General features: G+C 58.7%; 10 protein-coding genes. 6 read left to right on the top strand and 4 right to left on the bottom strand.

Annotated elements, in window-relative coordinates; translation table 11 throughout:
- The first annotated feature begins 261 nt into the window (after positions 1-261).
- Both ACE10Z_RS36365 and ACE10Z_RS36360 read left to right on the top strand, forming a co-directional pair.
- A complete protein-coding gene (locus tag ACE10Z_RS36365) occupies positions 262-564 on the top strand; it encodes a hypothetical protein (protein ID WP_375785007.1) in 303 nt (100 codons plus the stop codon).
- Between the two features lie 134 nt (positions 565-698).
- A protein-coding gene (locus ACE10Z_RS36360) for an IS5 family transposase (protein WP_375790009.1) occupies positions 699-1,411 on the top strand; the annotation gives its coding sequence in 2 pieces (ribosomal slippage) (positions 699-972 and positions 972-1,411; 714 coding nt in all).
- 55 nt (positions 1,412-1,466) lie between these two features.
- Here the strand turns inward: ACE10Z_RS36360 and ACE10Z_RS36355 are convergent.
- Genes ACE10Z_RS36355 through ACE10Z_RS36345 form a run of 3 tightly spaced genes read right to left on the bottom strand, consistent with a single transcriptional unit; the run spans position 1,467 to position 4,314 of the window.
- Positions 1,467-2,132: a CpaD family pilus assembly lipoprotein gene (locus ACE10Z_RS36355; RefSeq protein WP_375785006.1), complete on the bottom strand. Its 666-nt coding sequence runs from the start codon at positions 2,130-2,132 to the stop codon at positions 1,467-1,469.
- A gap of 10 nt (positions 2,133-2,142) precedes the next feature.
- On the bottom strand, positions 2,143-3,597 hold the full coding sequence (locus ACE10Z_RS36350; protein WP_375785005.1) for a type II and III secretion system protein family protein: 1,455 nt from the start codon (positions 3,595-3,597) through the stop codon (positions 2,143-2,145).
- Between the two features lie 27 nt (positions 3,598-3,624).
- On the bottom strand, positions 3,625-4,314 hold the full coding sequence (locus ACE10Z_RS36345) for a response regulator transcription factor (protein WP_342724010.1): 690 nt from the start codon (positions 4,312-4,314) through the stop codon (positions 3,625-3,627).
- 2,586 nt (positions 4,315-6,900) lie between these two features.
- Between ACE10Z_RS36345 and ACE10Z_RS36340 the strand changes: the two genes are divergently transcribed.
- The 4 genes from ACE10Z_RS36340 to ACE10Z_RS36325 all read left to right on the top strand — a co-directional run bounded on the left by ACE10Z_RS36340 (position 6,901) and on the right by ACE10Z_RS36325 (position 11,119).
- Entirely contained in the window at positions 6,901-7,341 is a 441-nt protein-coding gene (locus tag ACE10Z_RS36340) for a VirK family protein (protein ID WP_375785004.1), read from the top strand.
- A gap of 247 nt (positions 7,342-7,588) precedes the next feature.
- On the top strand, positions 7,589-8,389 hold the full coding sequence (locus ACE10Z_RS36335) for a glycosyl hydrolase (protein ID WP_375785003.1): 801 nt from the start codon (positions 7,589-7,591) through the stop codon (positions 8,387-8,389).
- A 458-nt stretch (positions 8,390-8,847) separates the two neighbouring features.
- A complete protein-coding gene (locus tag ACE10Z_RS36330) occupies positions 8,848-9,213 on the top strand; it encodes a hypothetical protein (RefSeq protein ID WP_375785002.1) in 366 nt (121 codons plus the stop codon).
- A gap of 622 nt (positions 9,214-9,835) precedes the next feature.
- Positions 9,836-11,119 (top strand): NAD(P)/FAD-dependent oxidoreductase, encoded by a 1,284-nt coding sequence (locus ACE10Z_RS36325; protein WP_375785001.1) that lies wholly within the window; start codon positions 9,836-9,838, stop codon positions 11,117-11,119.
- 101 nt (positions 11,120-11,220) lie between these two features.
- Here the strand turns inward: ACE10Z_RS36325 and ACE10Z_RS36320 are convergent, their stop codons facing one another.
- Positions 11,221-12,135, bottom strand: coding sequence for an SPASM domain-containing protein (locus tag ACE10Z_RS36320; protein WP_375785000.1), 915 nt, complete (start codon positions 12,133-12,135; stop codon positions 11,221-11,223).
- Between the last annotated feature and the right edge of the window lie 278 nt (positions 12,136-12,413).

The following is a 12,413-nucleotide window of genomic DNA, read 5'->3' as shown; positions in this document are numbered from 1 at the left end:
TGGCTTCCATCGCATCCGCCACTTCGGCTTCATGGCCAACGGCCATCGCGCTGCCAAACTCGCCCTTTGCCGCAAACTTCTCGATCGTGAGCGGACAGCGCCAAACGATGGCGAGCCGTCGCCTGTGGATTCGGAAGCTCAAACCTGGGCCGAGGCTCCTGCCTGTCCCGATTGTGGTGGCGTCATGCGCATCATTGAGCGCTTTCGACATAGCTTCAGACGCCCCAGCCCTCGAACATCACCGTTCCGATGCGACACATCGTGAGCCAAGTCATGCCGTGCACGACGATCATCATTCGTCATTTCGCTCCCAGCGTCTCGATCATCGCGGACGATGTCGAATCCGTGCTGTCACACCGCGCCACAACAACCGTCCGATGCAGCAAAAAGCCTATCGCGATCTCCGGCGAAGCGCGTCTGATCCAACTCTTCCCCGATGCGCACATCCCGTTTCTCTGCCTCTCGCGCCGAGCCAGCAGATCGGGCATTGCGATCTCGAACAATCCCCATAGCTGCAAAACCGCGCACAGCCTCCCGCGCCTTCGTTCAATCCGGCTTCAATGAGGTCGCGTCATAAGCGCCTGCCGCGCCCTCGCGTGAGCGCGACCTCACAGAACCCTCCAGATTCTCATCCTGGCTTGGTTGTGATTCAAGCTTGGGATGGACCGATTGTTTTGACTGACGCCCAATGGGCGAAGATGGAGCCGCTGTGTCTTGGCAAGCCGGGCGATCCCGGCCGGAGCGGCAATAACAACCGGCTGTTTGTCGAAGCCGTGCTGTGGATTGCCCGCACGGGCCGTCCGTGGCGCGATCTTCCGCGCGCCTTCGGCAACTGGATAACTGCGTACACGCGCTTTCGCGACTGGGCGAAGGCGGGCGTCTGGAAGCGCATGTTTGATGCGGTTTCAGACGAGCCGGACATGGAATATGTCATGGTCGATGCCACCATCGTCAAAGTCCACCGCCACGGATAGGGTGCAAAAGGGGGACGCAAAACCAGGCCATCGGCCGCTCGAAAGGTGGCATGACCACCAAAATCCTGGCACTGACCGACGCGCTCGGCAATCTCGTGCGCTTCGTGCTGCTGCCTGGGCAGCGCTCTGACACGGTCGGTGTCCCGCCGCTGATCGAAGGGCTGGCCTTCGATGCGCTGATTGCAGACAAGGCGTTCGACAGTAACGCAATCATCGCCGACCTCGACGCACGCGGCGCCAAGGTTGTCATCTCCCAGCACCCGCGGCGCGCAAATCCTCTCGCCATCGACAAGGAAATGTACAAATGGCGGCACCTGATCGAAAACCTCTTCTGCAAGCTCAAGGAATTCAAGCGGATCGCCATGCGAGCCGACAAAACTGACCTCAGCTTCGAAGCAATGATCAATCTCACCGCCGCCGTGACAAATTCAAGATGAATCCAAACAGACCCTAGATCATCTTGGCCCGTGGCGCCGCGATTGCGAACGCCCATCACTGACGCGGCTGCACGTCCCTCGTTGCCCCCGCGGGGGCTTCCGGCGCTGCCCTGTTGCTCGTTCCATCTTCTCCGTTGCTCTTGTTGCGCGGGGCAAAGGTCCCGTAATTGGCAACCGGAGTGGCGGCACGATCGCCACGACTTGTCATGACAGATCGATTGTCCAGCAAGTCGAGCGGATCGTTGACCATGACAGCCAGATTGTTTCGGGTGGAGCAGCCAAGCGTCGGGTCGAACGAATTATCGTTTGCTGCGGGCCCGACGATGGAAATCGACGGACAGACAGGAGGACGGGCTTCATAGGTGATCGCCTCGATCCTCACCCCGAATCGGGCGGGCAGATCGAGGGGGGAGGCGGACAGACGGATGTTATAGGGGGCAATGCCCATGGCACGGGCCTCGTGGGCCACCTGTGCAATAAGGCGGGGTGAGCCAGTGACATCCACATGTAGCGCATCCCGCCGGCCGCCACTGGCACTCGCAATGAAACTCCGCAGCCGATGCCTTTCGGAGCCACGAAGGTTCTGCAAGAACAAGACACTGCTCTTCTGCTCCACCTCGATCGCTTGTTCAGCCGGCCCGGAATGGATCGAAGCACTGTTTGCACATCCGCCTAATGTTGCCGCAACAGCGATCAAATGGCACAAATGTCGCAAGATCATTTGACGATCCTCATTCGATGATAAAGCCGGCACTGCCCGTCAGGCCCGGTGCGCTCGTGCGGGGCGCATCGCGGTCTCGGGGCGGCCGTGCCAGCGTGTTCGTCAAAATGCGCCCCGCGTCCGAGGGCGGAGCGATGCGGTCGCTCGGTGCACTCATTCGGGTCGGGTTCGATCCCGGTCGCACGATGTAAGGCGTGACAATGATAACCAGCTCGGTTTCGCGTTTTTGAAACGATGAGGAGCGAAAAAGCGCACCGAGGATCGGCACGTCGCCGAGCCACGGAAACTCGCCGACATCAGTGTTGAAGTTGCGCCTGATGAGCCCACCGATTGCAAAGCTCTGACCACTGGCGAGCTCGACAACGGTGCTGGCCCGCCGCGTCGAGAGGGCAGGGACCGCCATGCCGTTGATTTTGACCTCACCTTCCGTCGACAGTTCGCTGACTTCGGGCTTCACGCGGACGTTGATCTGATTGTTGTTGAGAACCGTCGGGACGAACTCGAGGCTCACACCGAACTGCCGGAATTGCACCGAAACCTGCCGATTGTCCTGCATGACCGGAATGGGAAATTCGCCGCCGGCCAGGAAGCTCGCGGACTCGCCGGACATCGCCGTCAGATTCGGCTCGGCCAGGATCGAGGCGAGGTGCTCGCTGGCGAGCGCATCGAGAACGGCGCTCAGATTGGTATTGCCGGCGCTAAGCCCGATACCGATCGTGCCGCCGCCGCCAGCCGCGCCGGACCCGCCATCTTTGCCGCTGACAAGGAAAGCGCCGTTTGGGCCCGAGGCCGTGAAGTGGATATTGAGATCCTTGACGGCGCTACGGGAGACTTCTGCCACCCGCACACTGAGGTTCACCTGCAATGAGCCGGCCACCTGGATCTTGTTGACAACCAGCGCACCCGCACCAAGAAACTGCTCGGCGACCTTCTTGGCAGTCTCGACGACATCGGCATTGGGCGCCGTACCGCTAAGGATCGCCCCGCGCGGCGTGTAGCTGACCTGGATCGGATAGTCGCCGACCTCTGCTCTCAGCGTGGCTCGGAGGTCCTCGATCGGCTGCGTGACGACAACACGCAGCTCGGCCAGAGCCTCGCCATTGTCGTTCAGGGCGAACAGGCTGGTCCGTCCGGATTTTTTGCCAAACACAAAGATCGTCGTGTTCGACGGCGCCTGGTAATCCGCGATCGTCGGGTCGGCAACAAAGATGCTCGCCGCTGGCGCAGTCAGATGAATCGTCTTGCCCTGTGAGGAAGTAAGGTTCAGCGTGCCGGTAGTGCTGCCAAGCGCCGCGCGCGGCGGCTCTCCTTTGCCATCTCGCTTGGTCTGGGCTGCCGCAGCAAGTGGAAATAGCAGAGCGAGCGCGCAGAGGGTGCGGCAGAAACGGGGAAAAATGGCCGGGCGCGGCGCGCTGGCGACCATCGACGGCTCATCAGCGCCGGCGGCATTGTTAGCGACCTTCAAGGGATTGTTGCTTTCAAGTTCGATCGGCTAGGCGGCCGATGCTGCGCCAATGAGTTCAAGGGTGTAACCGACACCGCGCGCGGTCTTGATCCTTAGCGTCGCACCCGCCTGGTTCAAATGCGTGCGCAAGCGATAGATCCCGACTTCCAGCGCATTGGTCGAGACCTCGTCGTCGAACGCATACAGGCTATCCTCCAGTGACGCGCGCGGTACCGTGCGGCCGGCGCGGTTGAGCAGATGTTCAAGGATGCACACTTCCCGGCGCGCAATTCTCAGTATTCGACCGCCGACCGAGACTTGCCTCCCGATCGGGTCGAAATGCAGATTGCCGAAGGTCACGACCGGCGCCGTCATTTGTGTTGACCGTCGCAAGATGGCCCGCATGCGAGCAATGAGTTCGTCGATAGAGACGGGCTTGGCCAGGAAATCATCCGCACCCGCGTTAAAGATCGCAATCCGCCGGCTGAGATCATTGAAACTGCTCATCATCATGGCAGGCATTGAACGTCCCTCGCGCCGCAATTGCTTCAGCCAGTCCAAGCCGTCTCCATCCGGCAAAACCGAGTCGAGCAAGAGAATGTGGTAGCTGGCGCAATCCAGCGCGGCCGCCGCCTCATCCAGGGTACGTGTCACGTCAACGGCGAACCCGCAATTCAGGAGCGCTTCCTTCACAGCGCGGGCAAAATCCGCATGATGATCAACCAGGAGAATTCGCATTTCATCGCCTCTCGTCCATCCGCGCCAAGACCTGAGCGCGTCACGGTTGACCAGGAGGTTCGACGAAACTCAGAGACGCCCGCTCTGACGTGAACACCGAAGCCCGAGAGCGGCGAAGCGGAGCATGATCGCGCGCGATCAATCCCGATGTTTCCCTTGTCGCCGGATGGAAAGATGCGACGGCCTGCCGGGAACTGCATATGTTGTCGGCGATGCTCAACGCACCCTCTGTGCCGGGAAGAACCTCGAGATCATTGACGAGGCCCAAAGCAGTAGCAGCAGGGAGAGCGGCTGGATTTGTGGCTGAATAGTCTAGCGAAACCGACATTTGGATACCCCGCCACCTTACCTCAGTCCCGCGGTCGGCATTGCTATGCTATGGAGCCTGTGGCGACGCCAGGTCATGACAAAGCAAGTGTTCCGCGTGAAGACAGTTCACGCCCGCATCTGGCCGATGCCTCCAGAGGCCGCGACGCGCGACGAAATGATCGATGCGCCTCGCGGCTAGGGAGAAAACCTTTCGCTAGCCGGTGATAGACATGAAGGACGCCAACGATGCCGACCCTCGGCCGCGTCCGACGTCCCGGACGCTGCACCCCATCGAAAGCAGTGAACGAAGCCCGGATAGGACCGCACGCCGCGGCCATGACGCCTCTGGTTGAGGTCGTAGCGCCAGTTGCATCTTATCACTTGAGATGAACGACGGCCGAATGATCGAAGCTCGAACTTTGAATTGAGTTGTGCACGGACAGTGCGAGGTAAACAGAGCCCGCTTTCAACGCGACGGCTACATCCTGCTCCGGCTTTGACAGGGGCGGCGATGGTTCCTCCGTCTTGAACATGGGCGGTGTCGAGAACACGCCTTCGAGAGGAGTGATCGATCCGCGTGACGGGACGGGGCGGGGCGGCGTTGAGATTTAGAGACGTTCGCAATTCTTGCTACCTGTCAGGAAGTGTTCGCGCGAGCGGGGTTCTATGTCGCGATGTTGTCGGAAATCCTACAATCTGACGTTAGGTGGGATTCAAGTGCCTATAACAGTTGGTCACAGAAGTACCCTCAAAGGTGCGGGCATCCTGAAGGGACAACGACACAGTATGGACACGGCGATCGACCTGAGGATCGCGGTCGGCCTCGCTTTCTCCAGCTTGTGAGCATTTCGTCTCTCCAAATCCTGGGCGGCGCAGCTTGAGCTGCAGCCGATGGCAGTTGTAAGGTCTCAGTCGTTCTTGCTACTCGCTAAAACAAGCTTTGACGTCGGGACCGTGCGATTGCTCGATCGTCGTTCACGTGACAATTAGCAAGCAAACTATGGCTAGCCGCGCGACGTCGGACGCGTGGCATTGCGTTAGATGCAGACATGCGATTGTCCAGGTCAAGTTGACCGGCAAGGGACTGAAGTAGAGAATCGATCGTCACACCACATTCTTGGATGCTGCCCCCAAGCTCGGCCTCGACTATGGGGCCTTCAGGCAAGATCGACAAAATCGATTGTTTTGATGGAACGCATTCAGGCTGCGGATAGGTCGTAGCGCGACACCGCTTGCCATGGCTGTCGCGGCTCTGCGCTTAATAGTACGATCGCGTCTGACGGTCTTCTCGTCGAACGCGCGTCCAGTATCAGGCTGAAAGCCATGAGTGGAAGCTAGGCTTTCACCGCATCACGTCACCGAGCCGGGTCTTCGAAAGTGGCCGCGGCGATCGGGTCTATGCCGGGATGCCTGAAGCGCCCGAACGAGCAACGCCAAAGAACGACTTGGAGCGGTTTTAGCGGGCCCCAGACGTCGGATCCGCTCTTAGGATGCGGCGCCGCTTCAGCCGTTTGCTGGTAGCTTGATGCGCAGGCTGCTCGAGCAAGGTGCGTGAGGCCTGCGCTCGTACGGGTGGTTCGTGCACATTCTTTCAGGTACAGCTTTCGAAAAGTTGACGGACGAGGAAAGAAGCCCGTACCCGCTTGAGGGGTGCCGGATGGATTCGGTTCAATGAGGTAGGCCGTCAGCCGGACGGATGCCGCGCAAAGCGCTAGATCAAAAGTCGCTGACGCTGCTTTGCGCCATCTGGCATTCTTGTTTAGACGAGGCCCAGATCAGGTGCTTTGACTGAGCAAGACTTGTTCGTGCCGCCGCGTTAGGTTCGTCGCCAACCTCATTTTGGACCTATTGTTTCGCTGGCAGAGGGGCGGTCCCAGGTATCAACGTGAACAAGCTCGCAAGATGCGGGCTGGTCGAAGTGTTCTCCGGAAATCCCGCGCTTACGCATATGTGAGAGCCGCATCCTCTCAATCATACCGGACTCCGTTGTATTAGCTCTGACCGTTGCCGTCCGTGGTTCCAAGTGGCCGCCTCTCGATCAAATCGTTTCAGCGTCTTCCCAGGAGGTGAGGCTATTTTAGCAAACCTGACCTACGAGGTTGTGACGTTGGAATAGCCGTCACGACCACTTGCGCCTGGTCGCGACAGGCTGTTCTTTGTCGCAAGCGCGACCGCGCTTGATGTCTGGGTCTGGAATTCGCCAAACAACTTGCGAGCACGACGGTTTGCAATGTCGCGCCTGTGCGATCTGTGGTTCTTACCGAGGGAGATGAACATATGAAATTTACCGGCAAAGGCCTGTCGATCCTATTGTCCTTGCTTTCGGCGCCAAGCATGAGCCCGATGGCCAGGGCCGATGAGCCCTCGCCGAAATACGCCGAAGTTCTCAATGCCCTGCAGACCGGCAAAAATGTGAAGCTCATACTGGACATGAATCACTGCACCACCGTCGAGGGTGGCAAGCCTGGGCCGGCGACGCAGGGTGGTCTGGTCATCAATGCCTTCAGGGTGACCGCCCAGAACGGTATCAGCTTTGCCAATGCGCACCAAACGGTGGACAGCTCCGGACACGCTGTGACCGAATACATTCGCCATAGCCTCAGCCGCGAAGGCAAGCTCACGGTGCGGGCGTCCAAGCTTGTCGTCGGGACGACCGAACTCGTGAACCAGGGCGAATTCATATGCGAACTGCCTGATGGCGCGAAGTTCTTCTGGTAAAGGCGCAAGTTGTGACAGAGGCGTTGGAGCGTGGAGCGAGGGGCGGCCGCTGGATCGCATTTCCCCATCACAGCTCTTCCGGGCGCGGGTCCACCGTTTTCCTCGAGTTCGTCAGCTCCTCGAAAGGCAACCTTCCTAGCATTCGGACCTGATCTCTAGATACCGATGCCATCTAACTCACGAACCTCGGCGGCTCGCTCGGCGAATCTGCAAGAGACGGTGTTCTCATAACCAGAAAGAGAGCTTTATGGATTCCAGTCGGATCAGCGGTGCCCGCTCGCCAGGGGCGTCCCCAACGGGATACGTCCGGACACAGGAGGATCATAATCTGTTCAGGCAGGCCTTGAATGGAGCCGGGTCACCATCTGGCGCGCCTGTACCGGCAAGGGCGCCGATTTGGAGTTCGAGCGCTCCATACGGGACCTTTTCACGCGATGGCTACTCTTGGAACAACGACGTATGGGGGCCGGGCGCTGGGCCTCAAACGATTTCGGTGAGGGCAGTCAACCAGTGGGGCGTTTGGTCGAACCAGCCTAATACTGCTGGCATCAAGAGCTATCCGCACGAGGCTTTCAATATCGGAAAACGGCTCAGCTCAATCAACACTCTGACCTCGAGCTTTAATCAGGATGTTCCTCCCGGCGGCGCCTGGGACTTCGCCTACGATATTTGGGACAGCTCAAACCAGCATGAGATAATGCTCTGGACAAACTACACCGGAAACTCGGACGGAAGCGGCAACGTTAAGCCCATTTCATATCATTATGCCCCTTCCGGTGCGGCGATCCCGGTCTACAGCAACGTCAATGTAGGCGGGGCGACTTGGAACGTATTTGAAGGCTTCAATGGTCATAAGGTCATCTCATTGCTGCGCACTTCGAAAACCAACAGCGGGACAGTGGACATCAAGAGCATCCTGCAGTGGATCAAGTCGAAGGGATACTTTGGCGACATAAACGTCGGTGCGGTTCAATACGGCGTCGAGATTACCTCTTCCCCGGGGGGGATGAACTTCAACTTCAACAACTGGTCTGTGACCTCGAAGTGAAGATCGCGCGGGCAGTGAGGTGACTTGCGCTTATGCCGTTGAGCCACTCCGACCGACGACCTCAGCTTGCCGCTTACGACTAGGCTTGGGAGCATGTCGATCACCACAGGCGAGCCTCTTGGAGGCCGCACCTCCAGTCGGCGTCAAACAACTCGTCGGGTTCGTGTGCCTGTGGGAGTTGCTGATGACCCGATGCCTGCGCGATTGACGGTGGCCAATAACGTTAGCCCTCCAAAACCCGACGTGGCCTGGTGAGAGGTAGAATGAACAATGGGAACAATGGCCGGCACGAAACCCTTCTCGAAAGACGCTGCATCATCGGCCTCTCCACCAGGAAACGTCGGATGACAAAAGAAAGCGATCAGTTGCGGATTTGAGCTCCAATTTGCCGCATACCGCTGCACTGATGATCGTGACCGTCTTAACCTCCCGATCTCGATGGCGGTGATCATGGCGCTATGATCGCAGTGACCAGTATGCTGTTGGGCGAGTTTCCGATCGGTCGCAGTGCAAAACCGGCGCAGGGCGACGTATCGCTCCCTGATCAGCCAGATAGTCATTTGGGCGGCATCAAAACCGTGAATTGTGCGAAGTCTTGTCCGTTTCTGACGAGCTTTCGCCGAAACGTGAGCTTGAATGAAGGCCGTAACTTCTGCTTTCTGGTCAACTGCCGTGAGAAAGGCCGCGACACGAAGCCATTCGTACACCAACTCGGTTATACGTGTTCGGTTTCTGACACTGGTGCCGACACGCTGGGCGGCAGAACACCCCAGGCCCGCCGGCGGCCGTTCTTCAAGAAAAATCAGAAGCCCAGCGCGTTTTGAATGCTGATGGCACGGCCGTTGCTATTGAGAGGAAACGATAGTCAGCGAAGGCCGAGCGCATTCAGACACACAGGACAAACCATGTTCGCAACTTCTTTAAACCGGTGTGCCCTGTACAGAGCACCGAGCGTGCAACTTCTGCCGTACTCGCCCAATCGGGCATTCCATCGATTGGACGGGACCGCGACGACGCAAAGTTTTTCCGACCATCGATTGAAGGGGGGCACATCCGCATCATCTGGGAGCTCACGGTTCGGTGAAGCCTCTTCCGCTGCTGCTGCCGGTCAACACCGCCAGACTTACTGCGCATTCACCAATAGGCGGCGTTTTTGAAGTGCCAGTTCAGTACTGGTCCTGTTCGGATTGATGTTTTGATACCGAAGACTACCCGCATGAGGTCATTGCGGTAATGCAGACCCCATAAATTTGAGGGAGATCGCAGGATCGTCGATATTGGAAAACACGACCTCACGAGAACCGGGCAGTTGTCCAATACTCTTGCGTCACAGGTACGCCTTTGAGAGGAAGATCGACTCCACAATACTGGAGTTGATTTCTGTGGCGGCTGTCATGATGTGTAGGTCAATGTCGTTCATGATCATGGGCCGAACGAGTTCGTCGGATGCACGGCAACCCCAAATCGCACGGCTTGTGGGAGCTGACGGCGCCAGCTCCTCCGTATACGGGTCCTCTTGTGGGCGACGCGCAGGCCGATGTCGTTGTGATCGGCGGTGGATATACCGGACTCTGTGCGACTATTCAGCTTGCGAAGGCAGGCGCGCGCGCAATCCTGCTCGAGGCATCCGAAATTGGATTCGGTGGTTCCGGGCGCAACGTCGGGCTCGTCAACGCCGGCATGTGGGTCATGCCCGACACACTCACAGCTACTCTCGGGCCTCCGTTTGGAGAGCGGCTCATCGAGTTACTGGGTAGGGGGCCGCAAGAGGTTTTTGAACTGATCGAGAGACATGGGATCGACTGCGAAGTTGAGCGCGCGGGGACCCTGCATTGCGCGGTCGGCCGCAGGGGCTTCCAGCAAATCCAGATACGTGCCGAACAGTGGCAGAAGCGCGGCGCTCCGGTCGTGGTGCTTGATCCGGAGGAAACGCGCAGAAAGATTGGCGGTGGCAACTACACCGGCGCCCTCCTGGACAAGCGCGCCGGTACTATACAGCCACTGGCCTATGCGCGCGGCCTGGCACGCGTTGCCCTTGCAGCGGGCGCGAGGATATTCACGCAGACTGAGGTCCTCACAGTCAGCGATATGGGTTTGCGCTGGAGGGTTGGCACGGGAACGGGATCCGTATGTGCTGAGTGGGTGATCGTCGCCACCAACGCCTACGGCAAAACCACTTGGCCGCAGGTTCAGCGGGAGCAGATCCGCTTGCCTTACTTCAATTTGGCCACGCGGCCCTTATCAGAGCGTCCAAGGACGTCAATCTTGCCCGAACGGCAAGGAGCATGGGACACCAACGAGGTCCTTTCCTCGTTTCGCTTCGATCGGTCGGGGCGTCTGGTGTTCGGCAGCGTGGGCGCTCTGGAGGGTATCGGCACCCTGGTTCACCGAGCCTGGGCGGTGAGGTCGCTACGCAGGCTGTTTCCGCAGCTCGGTGAACTCGAGTTCGAAACCGGCTGGTTCGGGATGATCGGGATGACTTCCGACCACCTGCCGCGCTTTCACAAGCTCGACCGCAACGTGGTCACCTTCGGTGGTTACAACGGGCGCGGTATTGCAACCGGGACTGTCTTCGGCCGTGTGCTGGCGTCCTATGTCCTCGGGCACCTTGCGGAAATAGATCTACCGCTTCCAGCCGCGCCGGTTGAACACCGGCGGCTTCGTGCCGCCCGTGAGGCCCTCTACGGAGCAGGGTCTCAGCTGGTTCACCTCACTGGAGCGCGGCTCTGATCCGCCTGCTGTCAGGGGTATATCCGGTCCGGCGAGTGTCCCGTCGGTATGGCCATTCCTGGCAAGCAGCGAGCGAATAGGCTTTGGTCGCTTATCGTTCATCAGAAACTTCTCAACATCTGCATTCGCGCGGTCCCGTCGTCACGTTGTTGGTCGGCATCCGTGCAGCATCCCGATGTCTGCGGACTGGCAAACTCACACGTCCTGCAAAGCAGAAAGCCCTCGATTCCGTCCATGCGATTGACAATTTCGCTAAACATTCGGCCTTCGAACAGATCTTCGTATTGGTCGCGCAGAAGATTGCCCAGGACATGACGCCGCTCAAAATCCATGCAGCACAGGGTAACGTCGCCGTTCGGGAGTAGGACATTCCGATATTGCTGTTTGCCGATGCATGTCAAAGTTCCGGTAACCGGCCGTCGTGGTTTAATGATATTCGGATCGATTCGTCCTCGCCTGCCACTCAAGGGCCGCAGGCGCTTCAGTGCTTTGGCGGGAACGATGTCGGCGAGATCGGGATGCATTTTACCAAGCACGATGTATCGAATTGAAGGAATGTTCGCCTCGACCAGTCTCCGCATGACATTGAGATAGGTCTTTCCGACAAGGCGGCTGTTCATGAAAGTGCCGTCATCGAGTACGTGCACGACGAAGCTCTTGAACTGCAGCATTTGCAAGCGCCGAACGTCACTCCCATTCATTCCGACAAGGGTTGTGAAAATTCGGATGCCATGGCCGCGTGCGTAAGCATACTCAACCATCGCCGTGCACTCCGGATGGAGCCAAGGCTCCGAGTAACCCGCAAAGCCGATATCGATAGCGGCTGGTACGCGTGCCAGACATCGCTTGAAATCCTGAAGACCAAGGTGCTTCGCTTGGGACACGGGTCGTTGGCGTTCAGCGAACTTATCCTGGGGACAATAGGAACATCGGACGATGCACCCTGTCGTCGTTGTAATCTCCAGTTCCCGGCCGCTGGGATTTAGGTCTTTTAACGCCATGAGGTGTGCTGTCATTCGTCTGATCCTTTCGGGTCCCGGCGCAAGGAATTGCAAGCAGCGCGGCGTTCTGCAGCGGGGCGACGCCACTAAACCGCAGCGGATGCGAAATGCTTCGCAAAGGGACGATGCGGAACCTGCATTCGACCAGCCCAGCAGGACATCCTATTTTCTGCGACAGGTCGGATGCCGGATCCTCTTTTCTCGTTCGCGCATGCGGCAACCAACGCGGCCGATCTGGGGGATATGTATGCGGTGCGGCAAGCGATCGCGCTCGCGAACTCGATGCCGATCGT

This window comes from Bradyrhizobium sp. Pha-3 (assembly GCF_042258615.1).
Lineage (GTDB): Bacteria > Pseudomonadota > Alphaproteobacteria > Rhizobiales > Xanthobacteraceae > Bradyrhizobium.
Note: the sequence above shows the minus strand (reverse complement) of the source record. Positions and strands in the feature narration are given on the sequence as shown.

What these genes read in the sequence shown, in the direction of transcription:
- ACE10Z_RS36355 (WP_375785006.1), bottom strand. Translation starts at nt 2,132, where the DNA reads ATGATCTTGCGACATTTGTGCCATTTGATCGCTGTTGCGGCAACATTA.
- ACE10Z_RS36345 (WP_342724010.1), bottom strand. Translation starts at nt 4,314, where the DNA reads ATGCGAATTCTCCTGGTTGATCATCATGCGGATTTTGCCCGCGCTGTG.
- ACE10Z_RS36340 (WP_375785004.1), top strand. Translation starts at nt 6,901, where the DNA reads ATGAAATTTACCGGCAAAGGCCTGTCGATCCTATTGTCCTTGCTTTCG.
- ACE10Z_RS36335 (WP_375785003.1), top strand. Translation starts at nt 7,589, where the DNA reads ATGGATTCCAGTCGGATCAGCGGTGCCCGCTCGCCAGGGGCGTCCCCA.
- ACE10Z_RS36330 (WP_375785002.1), top strand. Translation starts at nt 8,848, where the DNA reads ATGATCGCAGTGACCAGTATGCTGTTGGGCGAGTTTCCGATCGGTCGC.
- ACE10Z_RS36325 (WP_375785001.1), top strand. Translation starts at nt 9,836, where the DNA reads ATGCACGGCAACCCCAAATCGCACGGCTTGTGGGAGCTGACGGCGCCA.
- ACE10Z_RS36320 (WP_375785000.1), bottom strand. Translation starts at nt 12,135, where the DNA reads ATGACAGCACACCTCATGGCGTTAAAAGACCTAAATCCCAGCGGCCGG.